23 protein-coding genes and 2 tRNA genes are annotated in these 19,158 nt (G+C 35.2%); 19 read left to right on the plus strand and 6 right to left on the minus strand.

Annotation, left to right across the window (positions count from 1 at the left end):
- Window positions 1-114 precede the first annotated feature (114 nt).
- Entirely contained in the window at window positions 115-717 is a 603-nt protein-coding gene (hxlB, locus tag WIW89_RS12715; protein ID WP_337699581.1) for a 6-phospho-3-hexuloisomerase, read from the plus strand.
- Between the two features lie 54 nt (window positions 718-771).
- Window positions 772-2,559, plus strand: a complete 1,788-nt coding sequence (gene cedB, locus WIW89_RS12720; RefSeq protein ID WP_337721036.1) for a DNA import protein CedB — start codon at window positions 772-774, stop codon at window positions 2,557-2,559.
- Window positions 2,560-2,569: 10 nt separating this feature from the next.
- On the opposite strand, the gene WIW89_RS12725 is transcribed toward cedB, so the two are convergent.
- Complete coding sequence (locus tag WIW89_RS12725) at window positions 2,570-2,998, minus strand: hypothetical protein (protein WP_337699585.1); 429 nt, start codon at window positions 2,996-2,998, stop codon at window positions 2,570-2,572.
- A 55-nt stretch (window positions 2,999-3,053) separates the two neighbouring features.
- On the opposite strand from WIW89_RS12725, the gene argC reads away from it, so the two are divergent.
- From argC to WIW89_RS12785, 12 genes are all read left to right on the plus strand, one after another.
- The gene (argC, locus tag WIW89_RS12730; RefSeq protein WP_337721038.1) at window positions 3,054-4,103 is read left to right on the plus strand and encodes an N-acetyl-gamma-glutamyl-phosphate reductase; all 1,050 of its coding nucleotides are present in this window, start codon (window positions 3,054-3,056) and stop codon (window positions 4,101-4,103) included.
- A 1-nt stretch (window position 4,104) separates the two neighbouring features.
- Window positions 4,105-4,905, plus strand: coding sequence for a [LysW]-aminoadipate/[LysW]-glutamate kinase (locus WIW89_RS12735; RefSeq protein ID WP_337721039.1), 801 nt, complete (start codon window positions 4,105-4,107; stop codon window positions 4,903-4,905).
- A complete protein-coding gene (lysM, locus tag WIW89_RS12740; RefSeq protein ID WP_337699591.1) occupies window positions 4,905-5,327 on the plus strand; it encodes an HTH-type transcriptional regulator LysM in 423 nt (140 codons plus the stop codon). The genes WIW89_RS12735 and lysM overlap by 1 nt, the downstream gene beginning before the upstream one ends.
- A 66-nt stretch (window positions 5,328-5,393) precedes the next feature.
- Window positions 5,394-5,564, plus strand: coding sequence for an alpha-aminoadipate/glutamate carrier protein LysW (lysW/argW, locus tag WIW89_RS12745; protein ID WP_156005030.1), 171 nt, complete (start codon window positions 5,394-5,396; stop codon window positions 5,562-5,564).
- Window positions 5,561-6,415, plus strand: a complete 855-nt coding sequence (gene lysX, locus WIW89_RS12750) for a lysine biosynthesis protein LysX (RefSeq protein WP_337721040.1) — start codon at window positions 5,561-5,563, stop codon at window positions 6,413-6,415. Before lysW/argW ends, lysX begins: the two co-directional genes overlap by 4 nt.
- Complete coding sequence (lysJ, locus tag WIW89_RS12755) at window positions 6,412-7,575, plus strand: [LysW]-aminoadipate semialdehyde/glutamate semialdehyde transaminase (RefSeq protein WP_337721041.1); 1,164 nt, start codon at window positions 6,412-6,414, stop codon at window positions 7,573-7,575. The genes lysX and lysJ overlap by 4 nt, the downstream gene beginning before the upstream one ends.
- Window positions 7,523-8,569: an N-acetyl-lysine deacetylase gene (locus WIW89_RS12760; RefSeq protein ID WP_337721042.1), complete on the plus strand. Its 1,047-nt coding sequence runs from the start codon at window positions 7,523-7,525 to the stop codon at window positions 8,567-8,569. The genes lysJ and WIW89_RS12760 overlap by 53 nt, the downstream gene beginning before the upstream one ends.
- The gene (uppS, locus tag WIW89_RS12765) at window positions 8,551-9,339 is read left to right on the plus strand and encodes a polyprenyl diphosphate synthase (protein ID WP_337721043.1); all 789 of its coding nucleotides are present in this window, start codon (window positions 8,551-8,553) and stop codon (window positions 9,337-9,339) included. The genes WIW89_RS12760 and uppS overlap by 19 nt, the downstream gene beginning before the upstream one ends.
- 34 nt (window positions 9,340-9,373) lie before the next feature.
- Complete coding sequence (locus WIW89_RS12770; protein WP_337699602.1) at window positions 9,374-9,760, plus strand: 30S ribosomal protein S8e; 387 nt, start codon at window positions 9,374-9,376, stop codon at window positions 9,758-9,760.
- Window positions 9,757-10,038, plus strand: a complete 282-nt coding sequence (locus tag WIW89_RS12775; protein ID WP_337721044.1) for a signal recognition particle subunit SRP19/SEC65 family protein — start codon at window positions 9,757-9,759, stop codon at window positions 10,036-10,038. The genes WIW89_RS12770 and WIW89_RS12775 overlap by 4 nt, the downstream gene beginning before the upstream one ends.
- A gap of 122 nt (window positions 10,039-10,160) precedes the next feature.
- Window positions 10,161-10,254, plus strand: a tRNA-Lys gene (locus WIW89_RS12780).
- A gap of 74 nt (window positions 10,255-10,328) precedes the next feature.
- On the plus strand, window positions 10,329-11,252 hold the full coding sequence (locus tag WIW89_RS12785; protein WP_337721045.1) for an NAD-dependent epimerase/dehydratase family protein: 924 nt from the start codon (window positions 10,329-10,331) through the stop codon (window positions 11,250-11,252).
- A 220-nt stretch (window positions 11,253-11,472) separates the two neighbouring features.
- Here the strand turns inward: WIW89_RS12785 and WIW89_RS12790 are convergent.
- The 4 genes from WIW89_RS12790 to WIW89_RS12805 all read right to left on the minus strand — a co-directional run bounded on the left by WIW89_RS12790 (window position 11,473) and on the right by WIW89_RS12805 (window position 13,851).
- Window positions 11,473-11,572: transfer RNA gene (locus tag WIW89_RS12790), tRNA-Lys, on the minus strand.
- Between the two features lie 127 nt (window positions 11,573-11,699).
- On the minus strand, window positions 11,700-12,194 hold the full coding sequence (locus WIW89_RS12795) for a hypothetical protein (protein WP_337721046.1): 495 nt from the start codon (window positions 12,192-12,194) through the stop codon (window positions 11,700-11,702).
- Window positions 12,195-12,206: 12 nt separating this feature from the next.
- Window positions 12,207-12,821, minus strand: coding sequence for a hypothetical protein (locus tag WIW89_RS12800; protein WP_337721047.1), 615 nt, complete (start codon window positions 12,819-12,821; stop codon window positions 12,207-12,209).
- Between the two features lie 25 nt (window positions 12,822-12,846).
- Window positions 12,847-13,851 (minus strand): acryloyl-coenzyme A reductase, encoded by a 1,005-nt coding sequence (locus tag WIW89_RS12805; protein WP_337721048.1) that lies wholly within the window; start codon window positions 13,849-13,851, stop codon window positions 12,847-12,849.
- Window positions 13,852-14,064: 213 nt separating this feature from the next.
- On the opposite strand from WIW89_RS12805, the gene WIW89_RS12810 reads away from it, so the two are divergent.
- From WIW89_RS12810 to WIW89_RS12830, 5 genes are read left to right on the plus strand one after another with little or no spacing between them, the layout of a single operon-like run.
- On the plus strand, window positions 14,065-15,249 hold the full coding sequence (locus WIW89_RS12810) for an amidase (protein WP_337721049.1): 1,185 nt from the start codon (window positions 14,065-14,067) through the stop codon (window positions 15,247-15,249).
- A 49-nt stretch (window positions 15,250-15,298) separates the two neighbouring features.
- Window positions 15,299-15,916, plus strand: coding sequence for an archaeal proteasome endopeptidase complex subunit beta (psmB, locus tag WIW89_RS12815; protein WP_337721055.1), 618 nt, complete (start codon window positions 15,299-15,301; stop codon window positions 15,914-15,916).
- A 30-nt stretch (window positions 15,917-15,946) separates the two neighbouring features.
- Window positions 15,947-16,396 (plus strand): YbhB/YbcL family Raf kinase inhibitor-like protein, encoded by a 450-nt coding sequence (locus WIW89_RS12820; RefSeq protein WP_337721050.1) that lies wholly within the window; start codon window positions 15,947-15,949, stop codon window positions 16,394-16,396.
- Window positions 16,397-16,401: 5 nt separating this feature from the next.
- Window positions 16,402-17,379, plus strand: a complete 978-nt coding sequence (locus tag WIW89_RS12825) for a replication factor C small subunit (protein ID WP_337721051.1) — start codon at window positions 16,402-16,404, stop codon at window positions 17,377-17,379.
- On the plus strand, window positions 17,380-18,699 hold the full coding sequence (locus WIW89_RS12830; RefSeq protein ID WP_337721052.1) for a replication factor C large subunit: 1,320 nt from the start codon (window positions 17,380-17,382) through the stop codon (window positions 18,697-18,699).
- On the opposite strand, the gene moaC is transcribed toward WIW89_RS12830, so the two are convergent.
- Entirely contained in the window at window positions 18,671-19,129 is a 459-nt protein-coding gene (gene moaC / locus WIW89_RS12835; protein ID WP_337710492.1) for a cyclic pyranopterin monophosphate synthase MoaC, read from the minus strand. The two genes, WIW89_RS12830 and moaC, sit on opposite strands and share 29 nt — an antisense overlap.
- Between the last annotated feature and the right edge of the window lie 29 nt (window positions 19,130-19,158).

Raw genomic sequence — 19,158 nt, forward strand, 5'->3', positions numbered from 1 at the left:
TTTACAAATAAATAATATCTGTCATTTGACGGAAGTAATGTTTTAAAGTGATTGTGCATATAATCTACTTGGAGAAATAATTTGTCCTCATCCTCATCTCTTCTTCAAGCCCCCATGAGTATAAAAACAATGTTTGATATAGCTGAATTTATAATCCGCTCCGCTCAAATGATAAAACACGAACAAGTAGAAAAAATGGTAGATGTGTTAGTTGATATGTATCATAATAAGAAGAATGGAAAAATTTTGGTTATGGGAGCTGGTAGAAGTGGTCTAGTAGGCAGGGCTTTTGCTATGAGGCTTCTTCATCTCGGTTATAACGCGTATGTTTTGGGCGATACGATAGTCCCTGCTATCGGGGAAAAGGATATAGCTATAGCAATTTCTGGTTCGGGTAGAACTAAACTTATTCTAACCGCTGCAGAGGCAGCAAAAGAAGCTAAGGCAATTCTGATCACTATTACAAGCTACGCTGACAGTCCCATAGCTAAAATTTCAGATATTGTAGTAGAGGTTCCAGGGAGGACTAAATACTCTGTTAATGAGGATTATTTTGCGAGGCAAATTCTTGGAATTACGGAGCCTTTAGCACCATTAGGAACACTTTTCGAAGATACTACTCAAGTATTCTTAGATGGGATAGTTGCAGAATTAATGGTAAGGTTAGGTAAAAAAGAGGAAGACCTAAGGCAGATTCACGCAAATATCGAACTATAACTATAATATATACTTTCGTTTTAGTCTCGCCACCCTTTTATTATTATTATATTCATGGAAAGTAAGCAGTTTTTAGTGATATCAATTCTTCTAGTATTACTAGGTATAATCTCTAGGAATTTTATATTTTTAATTTTAGCAGCAGTTTCTGTAATTCTGGTAAGACCTAATTTCCTAAAGATTGATATATTAGCTCGTAAAGTTAAAGGTTTTATATTATTTAATAGAAAAATTGTAGAAAATGAATATAGAATAATTGACGGAATATTAGAAAGTAAAGGTGAATATAAAGCGTTTGTGATTGTTGACGATATACCGTTTGACTATAGGGATCTATCAAATGAGGGACTTAGAGCTAAAGTAGTATCTTTTCATAAAGTTCTGGACGTAGTAGATAACGTAGACATAATTTTTAGGAAAAAAAGCATAAATAAGAATAAATTTTTAGAATCTTTATTTAGGCGAGCACAAAATTTACGAGTAATAACAGAAGCAGATCCTTCTAATGAAAAGGCAAAAAACGAGTTACTTATGGTTCAAGAAATGATAAAGAAGATAAGTGAAGGAGAACCACCTTTTCAGTATATTATATATTTTGTGGTAACTTCTCCATCTAGGGAACAAGCATTAGCATCAGCAACTCTTCTCAGAAAGGGATTAGAAAGTATAGGTATAAAAGCAAGGCTGGCTATAACTTCCGAGGTTGAGGACTTTATTACCAATGGTTACATTAGAAGGAAGGAAAAGGTAGGATTTCCTACTCAAATTCCCTACTTCACAGTCTTCTCCATACCGAAATCTCCGACTTATCAGATAATCTCAGATGGTGTCTATTTGGGGAAAGAGATAGGAACTGCTAGATCAGTATTCTGGAACTTGGAAAAAACTATGAATCCTCACGTGTTAGTTATAGGGCCCAGTGGTGCCGGTAAGACTGAATTCTTAATCTCAACTGGTGTTAAAATCAATACATGGTATCATATTCCAGTGGTTTTCTTTGATGTAAAAAATGATATAAAGCTGAGGCTAAGAAGGAAAGGAATAAAACCAGTTATATTAAATCCATTAATTTATAGTATAAATCTCCTGAAGATTTATGAAAATATTAATCAAGGAATATACGTCTCTCAGTTAGAAAATATAATTAGTAATTCATTTAGAATGGACAAGTATTCCTCATCAATACTATATAAGGTGATTACGGAAGCTTTCAGTAGATTTCAAGAACCAACATGGAATAGTGTCATCGAGCTGATAAATCAACTGGACGTGACAGAGGAAGTCAAGATTTACCTATTAAAGATCGTGAATAAAATAAAGTCAGTAGACATCGAAAGTTCAGATGAGTCTTTAGTGGACAAGATTGAAGAGGGTGTTTACGTTATTGATTTGTCACTAATAAAGTCTGAAGAACTAAAAAGATTCGTAATATATTCTATACTAGTTAAGATTATTAACAAGTATAATATAGCTGATGATAAATTGAAAATCTCACTAGTAATAGATGAAGCATGGACTATATTAAGGTCTGAGAGTGAGGACTATTCACTGGTCGCTGATATCATAAAGAGGGGTAGAGGTTATGGTATAGTCCTAATGATGGCTACACAAAATCTTTACGACTTAGGTGAATTATCAGATATTTTTTTAGAAAACAGCGGATTACTAGTCTTTATGAATAACGGCGATAAGAAATTTTGGTCTGAAGTGAAGAGATTCGCTAATCTTAGTGAGGAAGAGATTTACAGAGAGTTAAGCTTCTTAGGAAGAGGAGAGGGTGTAATAAGATTTATAGGAGATCCGAGACCGTTAGTAGTAAAGCTTGATACTTTCGCTAGCTGACTTTACTTATTTAGAGACTTATCCTCTCTAATATTGATTGTAATCCAGCCTTTATCTTGTTATACGTTAGTTCATCCTTAACATTATTAATAATGATTTCCCTTAATTCGTCCTTATCTAAGGATACTTCGTATTCAATTTTACTTCTATTTTTTTCAATTTCTAACATTCTATTTATTACGTTAGAATACGTTTTCTTCATTATTATCTTTCCTCTAAAGAGAATCCTCATTAATGGTGGGGTATAATATATTTCTGCTATTATTTCTCCCCTACTGTTTTTTATAACGTCAGCCGTCCCTTTGTTTCCCTTTATTATACTCTTATACCCTTCAGCTTCCAGAATACTATATAAATACTCATAATATTCTAATTCCTTTTTTAATTCAGCGATTTTAGCCTCAAGAAATTTCTTAAGCTCGTCAGTGTTAGTACTCACGATTTCTTTTTGGTAATCGAAATATTTATAATTCATCCTACTCTTTCAGTAGTAGATGAGAAGAGTAGCAGTTATTGGCGGGTCTGGATACACAGGTGGGGAATTATTAAGACTTCTCGCAGTTCATCCTAAAGTAGAAGTAACATATGTAACGTCTAGGGAATATGCAGGAAAGCCCATATCACTAGTTCATCCTAATCTGAGAGGATTTTATTCTATGAACTTTTCACACTTTTCTTGGGATAGGATAAGTGATAAGGCTGACACAGTTTTTCTTGCTCTCCCTCATAAGGTATCCTTGGAATATGTTCCTAAACTACTAGAGATAGGCCTGCAAGTAGTGGATTTAAGTGCAGATTTTAGATTAAAAGATCCAGAAAAATACAAACTATGGTATGGATATGAACACCCTTATCCAGATCTCCTTAAAAAATCAGTTTACGGAATTCCAGAACTTCATTACGAGGAATTGAGAGGTGCAAAGCTAATAGCTTCTCCGGGTTGTAATGCAACTGCAACTATCTTAGCCGCTGCGCCTTTAGTATCTTCTGGGTTATTAGATGTATACAAGTTAGTTAGTGACGTAAAGGTATCTAGTAGTGAAGGAGGGGCAAAACCTACAGAAGGAAGTCATCATCCTGAAAGGCAAAATGCAATAAGACCGTATGATGCCGATGGACATAGACATGCAGCTGAAGCCGAGCAAGAGTTGAGCACTTTGGCAAAGAGAGAAGTTAAAGTTAGTTTAATTCCTCATGCAGTTAGTAGTGTAAGAGGGGCACTTGCATCTGTTCATGGATGGTTATCTACATCAGTGCCAGAACTCGAGTTTTGGAAGAAAGTGGTAGATTTTTACAAGAACAGAAAGTTTATCAGAATTATTAGAGGTAATATACATCCTTACCCAGATACAAAATATGTTATTGGTAGTAATTATGCAGATGTAGGTTTTGCAATAGAAGAAAGGATTAATAGGATTACGATGTTCTCTGCTATTGATAATTTAATGAAAGGAGCTGCTGGACAAGCAGTCCAATCCTTTAATATATCTCAAGGTTTTGATGAAACAGAGGGACTTAAACTGCCTCCTCTGAGGCCTGCGTAAAATGATTGTGGTAAAAGCAGGAGGCAGAGTAATTAAAAATAACTTTGATGGACTAATAGAAAGTATAATAAGTTACGTTACGTCTAAAAAGGACTCAAAGTTAATTTTTGTTCATGGAGGCGGAGATCAGGTTACTGAGCTTTCTAAGAAGTTGGGTATAGAACCTAAATTTGTGACTTCACCTGAGGGAATAAGAAGTAGATATACTACTAAAGAGGAATTAGAAGTGTTTATAATGGTAATGAGCCTTATTTCTAGACAAGTAGTTTCAAAAGTTTCTTCTTATATTCCTTCGATAGGAATTACTGGTGCTGACGGTAGGTCAGTAATAGCAGAGAGAAAGAAGAAAATTATAATTCTTGATGAGAGAGGTAGAAAAAGGATAATAGAAGGTGGGTACACTGGTAAAATCAAAGAAGTAAATACAGTAGTAATTAATTCCCTATTCAGTACGTTTAATTTGATAGTTTTCTCTCCGTTAGCATATGACCCTCAAGAAAACACTCTTTTAAATGTAGACGGAGATCAAATGGCATTTGGTTTAGCTAGCTCTCTAAAAGCTGACAGCTTAGTAGTCTTAACCGATGTAGATGGAGTATTAGTTAATAATAGCGTGATTTCACATTTAACAATTACTGAAGCTAAAGAGTTAGCAATGAAGATTGGACCAGGAATGAATAGAAAACTTCTAATGAGTGCCGAAGCTGTAGAAAAAGGTGTTAAAAAAGTTATAATTTCTAATGGATTAGTGAATGATGCAATAAATAATGCACTCAACGGTAAGGGCACGGTGATCGAGTGATGGTAGAAATAGACCAGAATGACATAAAAATCCTAGAAATATTGAGGAAAAATTCAAGGACATCTTATACAAGTATAGCTAGAGAACTGAAAATAAGTGAAGCAGCAGCTAGGAAGAGAATAGAGAGACTAATTAAGGCTGGAATTATAAAGAGGTTTACGATAGATTATGAGCTAGAGAACGAGATTAGGGCTATAGTTATGGTAAAGACAGCACCTCAAATTCCAACTCCAGAAATATCTAAAAAGATCGTTAAAATCTCTGGAGTAGAAACCGTTTATGAAACTACCGGAGACTATGATATTCTTGCACTAGTAAGAGGAAACAATATCTCAGCAATAAATAAGACTATAGATGAGATAAGAAGTTTACAAGGAGTTTTAAGTACGACTAGCACAATTGTATTACGTGTTTGGTTTTAATTTAAAACCGGTTATTATCATAAAAACTTATCAACTTCTAACTCATATGGAATAGCTTGATCACAAATGGTAACCGCAAAATGTCCCATATGCGGTAATCCAGTTGAAATACCAGATGATGCATTGCCTGGAGAAATAATAGAGCATGAGTGCGGTGCACAATTAGAGGTATTTAACGATAACGGTAGGCTATCAGTAAGACTAGCTGAGCAAGTAGGAGAGGATTGGGGAGAGTGATTTTAGGAGTATCATATGATCTATTGAGATGGGAAGAGAAAAACTTAATAGAGGAAGCAAAGAAAATAGGGCATAATATAATCCCTCTTTTTACTAAGGATTTCTATTCTTTCTTTGGTGTTTCATCTAGTTTAAATCTTGATACAGACGTTATAATTCAGAGAAACACTAGTCATTCTAGAGCTTTACTTACATCCTTAATCTTTGAGGGATATAATTACAAAGTAATTAACGATTCAACTACATTAATAAGGTGCGAGAACAAGCTCTACACACTAGCCTTGCTAAATAAACATGGTATAAACGTTCCAAGGACCTTTGTAAGTTTTTCTAGAGAAAAAACACTTGAACTAGCTGATAAACTCGGATACCCTGTCGTAGTTAAGCCGATAGAGGGAAGCTGGGGTAGAATGATTGCTAAAGCAAATGATAAAGATATTCTTATGAGTTTATTAGAATATCAAGAATATACGACTTCACAATACCGTTACGCATACTTCGTTCAAGAATTTGTCAATAAACCTAATAGGGATATCAGAATCTTCGTAATAGGAGATGAAGCTCCCGTAGGAATATATAGGATAAACGAGAAAAATTGGAAGACAAACACAGCCTTGGGAGCAAGAGCTGAACCTCTAAAAATCGATGACGAATTACAAGATTTAGCACTAAAGGTAAAGGAAGTGATAGGTGGGTTTTTCCTCGGCATAGATATTTTTGAAGATAAAGAAAGAGGATATATCGTCAACGAGGTAAACGGAGTTCCAGAATATAAAAATACGGTTCGTGTAAATAACTTCAATGTATCACAATATCTAATTAAGAAAATATCGGAATGGGTTAGAAAATGAAATTAATACAATTATATGGAGATAGAGGATTAAAAATAGTTAAAGGAGAAGGTCAATACGTTTGGGATGAGTATGGTAGAAGATATATAGATATGCATACTGGAATAGGAGTTGCATTTCTTGGACATAGAAACAAAACTGTGATTCATTATTTAAAAAGGCAAATGGATGAGATAATCACCTTATCTAATTCTTTTTCAACACCAATTAGAGACGAGATGCTTGATGCTTTAGATAAAGTGAAACCCAGTACTATGGATAACGTTATACTACTTAACAGTGGTACAGAAGCTGTCGAAACCGCATTAAAGACTGCAAGAAAGATAACTGGAAGGAAAAAGATAGTTGCGTTTAAGAACGCCTTTCACGGAAGGACATCAGGTGCTCTTTCTGTTACTTGGAACAAGAGGTATAGAGAACCTTTTGAACCATTAGTTTCACCAGTAGAGTTTCTAAATTTTAACGATATTAACGACTTGTCAAAAATAGATAACAATACGGCTGCAGTTATAGTAGAGCCTGTCCAAGGAGAGAGCGGGGTTATTCCTGCAAAGGAAGAATTCATGAAAGCCTTAAGAGAAACCACTGAAAAGGTCGGAGCTTTATTAATTGTAGATGAAGTACAAGCTGGTTTTGGTAGAACAGGGAAAATATGGGCTTATCAACATTACGGCATAACACCAGATCTCGTTACAGCAGGTAAGGCAATTGGTGGTGGATTTCCAGTTAGCGCGTTATTTCTACCAGATTGGATTGCTAATAAGCTAGAGGAAGGTGATCACGGAAGTACTTACGGAGGAAATCCTATGGCAATGGCTGCCGTAACTGCTGCAAGTAAAGTATTACATGAAGAGAAAGTTCATGAACAAGCGTATCACAAAGGAGAGCTGTTTATGAAAATCCTAAGAGACAAGTTGGGGGATTTAAAGTCAGTTAGAGAGATTAGGGGGAAAGGACTTATGATCGGTATAGACACAAGGTTTCCACCATCCATCACTTTAAAAGTAGCACAAGAGAGTGGAGTATTAGTATTAAAAGCAGGAGCTACAGTAATAAGATTATTACCACCTTATGTGATTACTCAAGAGGATATGGAGGAAGCTGCAAATGCAATTAGGCAGGGATTACTTAAAACAGAAAGCCAAAGAGTATCTCCTTGAATTATTAAGTTCATATACCCCTTCTGGGGAAGAGGAAAAGGCTCTTCCCTTCTTTGAGAAGGTTTCACAAGAGCTAAATTTAAATTTAAAGTTTACTCCTTCTAAATCTTATTACTTAGGTAGTGAGAGTTCAAAGATTTTATTGGTGTCTCATATAGATACAGTCCCTGGCTTTATTGAACCTAAAGAGGAAAATCAAGTAATATACGGTAGGGGGGCAATAGACGATAAGGGTCCTTTGGTGGCGATGTTGTTAGCTACTTATATATTAAACGAAAAAGGATATAATGTAAGCTTCGCCGCATTGTCTGACGAAGAGAATAAAAGTAAAGGGGCTAGAGAACTAGTTAACAGTGGTAAAAAATACGATTATATTATAGTGGGTGAGCCATCTAACACTACTGGAATTGTTGTGGAATACAGAGGAGTTTTGCATGTAGATATAAGGTGTAAGGGGGTATCAGAACACTCTTCCTCTGCTAGCTCTAACCTAATAGTAGACATGGCAAATAGACTATTACAAGTAACTAAGTTCCCTAAATCTTACGATGCTCCTTCTATTATACCAACTATATTTACGGCAGGTGAATATATTAATAAAAGTCCATCTAGTGGACTGATTCATTTCGACATTAGGTATTCAGTAAAATCCTCAAAGCAGGAGATTATACTTAATCTTAAAGATGTATATAAAGACTGCGAGGTCGCAGTAGTAGAAGACGTTCCCCCTGTAAAAGTCGATATTAATTCAGATTTAGTCAAAGTGATTATGAGAGGGCTAATAAAACAAGGGCTTAAGCCTTCATTAGTGAGGAAATACGGTACCAGTGACATGAACATCTTGTATAAAATTTCGAATCAGATTGTTGATTACGGTCCGGGTGACTCAAGACTTGAGCACACTGATCAAGAGCGTATATCTTTGGAAGAAATATTTATATCAATAAATACTTATGTATCAGCGATAGAAGAATTATGCTCAAAGAAAGATTGAAAAATTTTCTACTTTTACCAATTTATAAAATATATGAATATGTATTATGGAAAGAGATAAAAAACGGCCCCTTTCCAAACCACGTCGGTATAATACCAGATGGAAACAGAAGATGGGCGAGAACAAACAGTCTTTCAATTAATGATGCATATGAAAATGGTTACAAAAAACTTAGGGAAGTACTTATATGGTTATTAGATATGGGTGTTAAAAATATCACAGTTTTCGCTTTATCTACAGAAAACTGTGACAAGCGAAGTAATCTTGAACTTTCTATTATATTTAAATATATAAAAGCTGGACTAGAAGAATTACTTGAAGGAGATATTATATATAAGTATGAAGTAAAAGTAAGAGCTATAGGAAAATTAGAGAAAACACCAGAAGAAATTAAAGATTTAATAAACGAACTAAGAAAAAGAACGGAAACATATAATAAACGGAAGCTAACCTTGGCAATATGTTATGGTGGTCGACAAGAGATCTTAGATGCAGTAAAAAAGATCTTAGAAGACAATAAGCTTGGAAAAATAAACTCAGAACATATAAACGAAGAGACCTTTAAGAATTATTTATATGACAGTGAGTTAGATGATATTGATTTAGTTATACGATCCTCAGGTGAGATTAGGATAAGTAATTTCTTATTATGGCATATTGCTTACTCTGAACTATTTTTCGTTGAAGCTTATTGGCCTGACTTTAGGAAGATTGATCTATGGAGGGCAATTAGATCGTATCAAAGAAGGAAGAGGAATTTCGGAGCTTAAACTTTATATTTGACATATTTTAATAAAACAACACATGGGATATTTCCAAGGCAATGATCTTCGAAAGATAACTGGCGGACTAAAGCATAAGCATAGAGACAAGAGGAAATTTGAACTAGGTTCACCTCCAACAGAAACTAAGTTAAGCGATAAGGATGTAAGAGTAAAAGAAAGGGTGATGGGAGGAAACATTAAAGTCAGGTTAGCATATGCGTCTTATGTCAATATACTTGATCCTCAGACTAAAAAAGTCAAGAAAGCGAAGATCTTAAACGTGATAGAAACCCCTGCTAATAGAGAGTATGCTAGAAGAGGGATAATTGTAAAGGGTAGCATAATACAGACAGAGCTCGGGAAGGCTAAAGTGACTTCCAGACCTGGACAAGACGGAGTTATAAATGCGGTGTTAATTAAAGAATGAGTTTAAGAGATTATGAAGGCAATAAAGTAGCAATATGGTTGGCTTATTTTCAAGCTCCAAGCAGAACAAAAGGTAGAAAAATAAGAAAACTATCTACTAAAAAGATAGATCTTAATACGATCTATGAGATAACCAAAAGGTTAGAATTAGAACCGGAAATTTTTCAAGATAAGATCCATCCCGCATCAGGTATAGTTGGCTTGATTATGGTAAAGAAAAAACACGGAAAATACAAACTAATTAAACTAATAGTTGATGAAATCAATAAATTGAAATAAATATTTGAAAAAATGTAAAACAATTTTGAACATTGTTTTAAGTGTCAAAATATTTCTCGTAGAATTTTACATCAGTAGTTCAAGTAAATCTTTTATACTTTCTTTTATGTTTGTTTTTTGCTGGGCCCGTAGCTCAGCCAGGTAGAGCGGCGGGCTTTTAACCGTGGGTCGCGGGAAGCGACCCGTAGGTCCCGGGTTCAAATCCCGGCGGGCCCGCGCTATTTATTTTCAAAGATAATCAAGTAAGATTAATTTATATAAATGCACTAAATCTTAGATTAGCTAATAAAATGAGTTATGTAATTACCGGTGGAGCAGGATATATAGGCAGTCATTTGGTAGATGCGTTAACGAAATTATATAACGACATCGTAGTAATTGATGACTTTTCCAATGGTAATTATGTGAATAAGAAGGCTAAGTACCTTAAAATCGACTTAAGAGATAGTTCAACTTCTAGTTTAAAAATACCAGCTGGAAGCATACTTTACCATTTGGCTGCAAATCCAGATGTTAGGACGTCTATGATTAATTCCTACGAGCATTTTAGTAGAGATGTAATTGCAACATTTAACGTGCTCGAAATGGCAAGGCGTAATGATATCAGTTTATTAGTATTTGCCTCTTCATCCACAGTTTATGGAGAGACAGACAAAATACCTACACCTGAAAATGCGGAACTAAAGCCTATTTCTAATTACGGTGTATTCAAACTTTTAGGAGAGCATTTGCTTGAATATTATTCTAGAGTCTACGGAATAAAAGGTATATCTATTAGATTGGCGAATGTAACGGGGGGTAGGGTGTCTCATGGTGTTATAAAGGATTTTGTAGAAAAATTAAGAAAAAATCCATACAAATTAGAAATATTAGGGAATGGTAAGCAGAGGAAAAGTTACATATATATAACTGATGTAATAGACGCATTTCTAACTCTGGAAAAAAAGTTTAATGGTCTATATGATGCATTTAATGTAGGTAATGAAGATTGGATAACTGTGGACGAAATTGCGAAAATAGTAGAAGAGGAGATGAATCTGACTCCAGTACACGAATATGTAGATAAAGGAGAGGGTAGAGGCTGGGTTGGTGATGTCAGATTTATGCTACTTGACATTAGTAAGATAAAGCAGTTAGGATGGAAGCCTAATTATTCATCAGCTCAAGCAGTTAGATTAGCAGTAAGGGATCTGATCTATGGATATAAGTTATAAACTTAAAATAAAGATGCTAGGCCTGTTTCTATTTGTATTTTCTCTATCCATTATATTCTTATCATTTTTGGTTATTTTTCTAGGGTTTAAAATAAACTTAGGCGGGTTTAATATTTCACCTATTTTTATAAAAATCATAAATTTTGGGATAATTCTAGTCATATTCGGCTACTTGGCGTACGTGGGCTTCATAATATTTTTAAGTAGAAAATAAATAGCGCGGGCCCGCCGGGATTTGAACCCGGGACCTACGGGTATCTCCCTCTACCTGGCTCTTTTCGTTAAGAGCCCGCCGCTCCACCTGGCTGAGCTACGGGCCCAGCAAAAAACAAACATAAAAGAAAGTATAAAAAGTAAACGCTATTACAGTACCCTTTTCTAACATAATTTTCTCCAATCTAAGATAATATGTTCGAATAACTAAAAGTATCTATTAAAGCCATTCTCTCATTTGTTCTTTCTATGTCCTTTAATTGCCTCCAATACGGATTCCACAGCTTTATTTTCATCGGTACCTAAAAATTCCGCATAGATTACACCATCTATCATCACTACGAATCCGCTACCTAGTAACGTACTTACATATCCATAGCAATCCTCACAGTAACCTCTAAGTATCTTTTTGACTCCTAAATCTAGCCATAGATATATAACTCCTGATCTTTCCTTGCTTTTAGTATTACCACTAAAAAGATATATTCTTCTTGATAACTCGTACATTGCTAGCTTAAGCAAATCTTCGGGGTTCAATCTCTTTTCTCTAAGTGTTTTAGGTAGCAAATATTCACTTTCGGCTTCCATCTTAGCTTCTTTAATTAGAATTCTTAAATTATGGATTTCTTCTTTTAATGAATTCATACACTCCTTTGCGTCTTCCTCGGCTTCCTTTGAATCTCCTACCCATAACATCACTATAGCCTTATTTAGATTTTTACAATTCATATTCTCTCACTCTTACTGGGGTGTAATGAATATGAAAGATTCTTTTAGAGTTTCTTTATCTCTAGTTAACAATGATATTAGGCCATAATTATCTGGATATCTGACCAATTCTAAGTTGAGTATACTTTTCCAAATTTTATCTACTACATAATAAGACCTAGGGCTCATAGCTGCTCTAATATTTATAAATAATAGTCCACTCTCCGTCTCTAGTTCTTTAGCTAATTTCAATTCTTTTTCAAGATCTATAAGGGCATCCGCTATCGTCCCTAAATATTTCACAGTTCTAAAAGGCAATATATTTTCGATCTTTACGTCATATAGTGTATGTAGAGTAGCAAATGTGATAGTCTCACTTAGTGCTATGGATATATCGCCAGACAAGTACTTGTAACCTTTAAGCCCATAAAGGTAAGAATAAGAATTCTCGAGTACGTTATCTACTAATTTACTTGTGAATATAGAATAGATAAAAAGTATTTTTTCATCTATGTCTAAAATAATCGTATCCGAATTGCGGACTACTTCATAAATATATTCTGAAATCTGTTTAGTCTGATCGATCTCCTCTTTTTCATGTGGGATTAAGCTAGACGGTACTTTAATTGATGAAAATTTTATCTCCACATTGTAGATTATACTATAATACCATTTATGGTTTTACTAGTACTTTACCGATTTTGTTTTTATCTTTTATCATCTGATATCCTTTATCGATCTCCTCTAACGAGACAGTACCTGCTATAACTGGCTTAATCTTATCTTCAGCGGCTAATTTCAGAGTTTGCTCCGCATCGTATTTAGTTGCAGATGCATGTCCTACTATTTTTATATCCTTTAGAATTACGTAGCCTAATCTTAGATTATAGGATTGTGTTGGATCTACGTTTCCTATTTGGACTATTCTACCACCCATCCAAAGTGACTTCAAGCTTTCATCAAAAGTTGGAGTTCCTACTGTATCTATTACTAACGTTACATCGCCTATTTTTTTGGCTTCATCTGCAAATTTTGTTCCTACAATTATATAGTCTGCATACTGCTTAATTATCTTCGCTTTTTCCTCAGATGTTGTAACACCGATTACCTTAGCCCCTAGAGCCTTAGCCACCTGGATTGCATGAATGCCTACTCCGCCGCTAGCCCCAGTTACTAATACATATTCTCCATTCCTTATGCCACCAGCCCTTCTGATTCCCCTATATATCATTCCAGTAACACAAGGTACTAGCACAGCGTTTTCGTCACTAACGTTTTTAGGTACTTTTACTAGACTCGTTACTTTTATTTTAGCCTTTTCTGCGAAAAATCCGTCTAGTTCCTCTGAGTATCCTAACCTATGGTGGCAATAAGCCTCCTCTCCTATTCTACAATACTCGCATGTACCATCAGGAGCATATAGAAGAGAAATTACTTTCTCACCAACTTCGAATCCCTTTACATTTTCTCCTTTTTCTTCTATGGTTCCTACCACTTCATGCCCTAGAATTACTGGGTATTTCATTCTCGGGTAGAATCCTTGAAGTTGAAGTAGATCTCTATAACATAATGCAGCTCTATCGACTCTTATTACTACTTCGTCTTTGTCGGGCTTAGGATCTGGTACCTCTTGTAACTTGTAACCTTGTTTTGGACCTGGAACAACAATAGCCTTCATGATAAGTTTAAATTGTACAAACAATATAAATATTTAGCTACTACATGTAGATTAATTTATTAATTGTAATGAAATAAAAATTAATGAGTGGATAATAAACAATAAATTTTCAACATAAAATTTTAAAATATCACAGCGGAAATTATTAAGTGTATATTATGAAGAATAATAGCGAGATCGAACTCCCAGAACCGTTATTTTGCGTGACCAAAGATGAGTTTAGAAAGCTTAAATTCAAAGTACAATATCTTTATTACACTGCAAAGGGTCAAGGGTAAGGAGAGAGGTAAACTAAGCGGGCTTAAATTTGCAATAAAAGATATAATAAATGTTCAAGGATTACCTACTACTGCAGGTTCAAGGTTTTTTAAACATATACCTACAAAAAACGCCTCAATAACACAGAAAATTTTAGATGAAGGAGGAGAAATAGTAGGGAAGTCAAACACACATGAATTTGCTATGGGAGCAACTAACACATCATCGGTCATTGGCCCTGCTAAAAACCCTATAGATCCTGAAAGAATTTCAGGAGGATCTAGTGGTGGTTCTGCGGTAGCCGTAGCATTAGGTTTAGCTGACGTAGGCGTAGGAACAGATACGGGTGGGTCTATTAGAATTCCGGCATCCCTTTGTGGTGTTATAGGGTATAAGCCTACAACTGGCTTAATTCCGACTGACGGGGTTATTCCCTTTAGTTGGACTTTTGATACTATAGGTTTTCTAGTTAGAGATATGAAAGTTCTCTATAAGGTCTTAGATTCAGTAGTTGAGGATAAACTACCTTTTACATATCAAGCCAGGAGAAAGCCCAAATTGGGTATGTTTCTATTTGGAGAAGATCAAGCATCTAAGACTCTTCTAAAATTTATAAATAAATTATCAAGTTATTATGACATAGTCGATATTGATAGTCAAATCGTTAGAAAATATTCTCCTTATGTGAGGAAAGTGATAGCTCTCTCAGAAGCTTATTCTTATCACAAGAACTGGTTTAATCAGAATAAGAATAGATACTTTGACGATGTCAAAAAATTACTGGAGATGGGGAGCGTAATCCCCGGATATGAGTATGTTGATGCTATGAGAATAAGAAGGATTATAATAGAAGAATATATTAAAATGTTTAACAAGGTTGACGTTTTGATCTCGCCTACCACGAAAGCTTCTGCACCTAAGATATCGGACGTAGTAGGACGAGAACTAGAATATAGGGATATTTTGGTTAGTAATACGGAAATCTTTAACGTTGTGGGAGCTCCATCAATATCTATACCAGTTGAAAGAATTAATGGATTACCTATAGGTTTAATGATTAGCGGTTTACCTTATGAAGACGGCGTAGTGCTTGATATCGCTGAACGTATTTTAGGCATTGTTGGATTTATTAGTAACTGATAGGTGAATAAAATTAGGGTTTTGTGAAATGAGTAGATTGCCTCAGAATATCGATATTCATAACAAAATCTTGAAAGGAACTACAACAGTAGGTATAAAGACTAAAGATGGAGTTGTCCTAGCTGCAGATAGAAGGGCTAGCGCAGGTTTTTATGTTGCACATAAGTACGTTAGGAAGGTCTTATATATATCTGACAATATTGGAATTACAACAGCTGGAAGTGTAGCTGACTTACAATATATTTACAATATATTGAAAAATCTGTACCATTACAACAAAATAACAAACGTTAGGCCTATTACTGTTAAGGCTTTAGCTACATACTTAGCTACCTTACTATCAACGTCTAAGTATTTTCCGTACTTAGTTCAAATACTTATAGGAGGGGTTGACGACAAGCCTAGGCTATATAACCTTGACTATCTAGGCGATTTCACAGAAGAAGATTATACGGCTACGGGATCTGGCTCCGTGGAGGCCATTGGTGTTATAGAAGATAGTTATAGGCAAGATCTTACTTTAGATGAAGCAGCTGAACTGGCTAAAAGGGCTATATTCTCATCGTTAAAAAGAGATCCTTATACCGGTACTGGTGTAATTGTTACAAAGATAACTAAGCAAGGGCATCAGGAGCAAGAATTTTACTTAAACAAGAAGCAGAGTTAGTGTTTTATTTTTGCACTCGTAATTCTCTATATGAACGTCAAAAGTAGTTCATTTAAAAATGAAGATATGATTCCTCAAGAATATACTTGTGACGGCTCTGATATTTCTCCTGATCTAGAATGGGATAATGTAACTAGTGCAAAAAGTTATGCTATAATAGTGGAAGATCCAGATGCCCCAGGGGGAACTTTTATACATTGGGTGATTTATAATATTAAGGATAATAAATTACCTAAGAACATACCAAAAGTGACAAAGTTTTCTTCCATGATCCAAGGGGTAAATGATTTTGGTCGTGTTGGATATGGAGGTCCTTGTCCGCCAAGGACACATCCTCCACATAGATATTATTTCAACGTTTACGCTTTAGATGTGGAGCTACCCGAGAAGCACGGAGTTACTGCTGATGAATTAAAAAGTATAATGGAAGGACACATAATTGATAAAGGGGTTATAATGGGCAAGTATAAAAGAAGGTGAAATAAATGCAAGAGGAAGAAGTACTTTGGGCTGAAAAATATAGACCTAGAACATTAGATGACATAGTAAATCAAAAAGATATAATAGAGAGATTAAAGAAATTTGTAAAAGAAAAAAACATGCCACACTTATTATTCTCCGGCCCACCTGGGACTGGAAAAACCACAGCTGCGTTAGCTCTTGTTCATGATCTATATGGTGATAATTATAGGCAATACTTCTTAGAACTTAACGCAAGTGATGAAAGAGGTATTGACGTTATAAGAAATAAGGTAAAGGAATTCGCTAGAACTATTGTAGCTGGGGAAATTCCATTTAAGGTTGTCTTACTTGATGAGGCGGATAATATGACTGCAGACGCACAACAAGCGCTAAGAAGAACAATGGAGTTATATACAGAAACTACTAGGTTTATACTAGCATGTAACTATCTGAGCAAAATAATTGAACCGATACAGTCACGGACAGCTTTATTTAGATTTTATCCATTGAAAAGAGAGGACGTAGTAAGCAGGCTAATGTACATAGCGAAGAACGAGAAAGTAGATGTTGAACAGAAGGCTTTAGAAACTATCTATGATATTACTCTTGGTGATATGAGAAAATCTATCAATATTCTTCAAGCTGCTTCCGCTTACGGAAAAGTAACTGTAGAAGCTGTGTATAAAGTTTTGGGATTAGCACAACCTAAGGAAGTTAGGGAAATGTTAAATTTAGCTCTACAAGGAAAGTTCATGCAAGCCAGAGAGAAACTAAGGAACTTGTTAGTTAATTATGGGCTATCTGGAGAGGACATTATTAAGCAGATTCACAGAGAGCTGACTGGTAATGAAATAAACATACCTGACGAGTTAAAGGTAGTTCTAGTAGATTATGCTGGTGAGGTAGAATTTAGAATTATAGAGGGAGCAGACGATGAAATTCAATTGAATGCGTTTCTTGCTAAATTGGCGTTATATGCTCAGAAGTACGGTGGTTCATAATTGCCCTTACAGTGGTTTTTAAAATATAGACCTAAATCTATACAAGATATAGAGAATCAGGAAGATGCAAAGAAGGAAATTAAGGAATGGATCGAAAGTTGGTTAAACAGTAAAAACCCTACTTCGAAAGCGATCTTACTTTATGGGCCTCCAGGTGTAGGTAAAACGACAATAGCGGAGGCCTTAGCTAGAGATTACAAACTCGAATTAATAGAAATGAATGCAAGTGATACAAGAAACATCATGCAAATAAGGAGTATAGCCGAACAAGCAGCCACTACTGGTTCTTTATTCGGTGTAAGAGGTAAGCTTATACTTTTGGATGAAGCTGACGGAATTAATTCTAGAGAAGATGCTGGCGCAATAGACGCGATTTTAGAGTTAATTCAAAAGACAAAATATCCTATAATTCTAACTGCTAATGATCCGTGGGATCCGTCACTAAGGCCTCTTAGGAACGCTGTAAAGATGATTGAGCTGAAGAGACTTACTAAGTATCCCATGAGGAGGATTTTAAAAAAGATTTGTGACGCGGAAAAAATTCAATGTAGTGATGATGCATTAGACTACATCGTAGAACAAAGTGAAGGAGATACAAGATACGCAATAAATATGTTACAAGGAGTAGCTGAAGGTTACGGTAAAGTAACAGCCGAAACTGTAAAAGAATTAGTAAGGAAGAAGGATAGAGAACTTGATCCCTTTGAAGCACTTAGAGATATATTTTGGGCTAAATATTATTGGCAAGCTAAGAACGCCGCCACTAGTACTCAAATTGACTATGAGCTCCTCATGAGATGGTTAGATGAAAACATTCCTTTACAGTATGAGGCTTTAGAAGACATATGGAGAGCTTATGACGCTCTTAGTAGAGCGTCTATATTTTTAAGTAGAGCTAAGAAAGGTGAATGGGATCTTTTATCTTATGTCTTTGATTTGATGGGCCCTGGAGTAGCTTTCGCATCTTTAGAAAAGAAGAAACCTACTTATAAGGCTAAATGGGTTAAGTATCAGTTTCCACAATATATCCAGTTATTAGCTAAAAGCAAGGAAAACAGGGAGTATCTAGATAACCTACTTAGAAAGATATCAAATCATTTACATAATTCTTCAACAAAAACATTAGAAGGAATCTTACCTTATTTAGTTCAATATTATAAGAAGTATAAGGATAAAATAGATAAAGAACTCGAACTTATAGAGGGAGAAAAGAAGATTATCCTGACTTTATCGGGCGAAAAACCTAGTGAAGAAAGCGAGGCTTCAGGATCAAAAGCGGGTAAAACAAGAACTAGGAGGTATTATCGTCGTAGATCTTAGTCTTTCTGATAACCCTGATATGAGATATTTGAGTTTCTGGATATTGGCCTTGAGAATCTTTTTCATATTTCTTGACCATATCCCATATTGTTAATAATGCTACCGAGGTAGCTGTAAGAGCTTCCATTTCTACCCCAGTCTTATAATTGGCTTTTACGGTTGTAATTACTCTTAGTCCTTCGTCTTCAATCTTTATGTCAATATCTACAAATTCTAGCGGGATAGGATGACACATGGGGATTAATTCAGGAGTCTTCTTGGCAGCTAGAAAGCCGGCAACTTTAGCGGTATTGATTACGTCTCCCTTTTCCACTTTACTATCTCTTATTAGAGAAAGAGTCTCCTTCTTAAGTTTTATAAAACCCTCTGCTATAGCTTCCCTTAAGATTACGTCTTTCTTAGAAATGTCTACTATTTTTGCTTCTGTCATATATTTTCCAATTCCTCAAACAAGTTTTT

Origin of the sequence: Stygiolobus sp. CP850M (assembly GCF_037389425.1) — an archaeon.
Classification (GTDB): domain Archaea; phylum Thermoproteota; class Thermoprotei_A; order Sulfolobales; family Sulfolobaceae; genus Stygiolobus.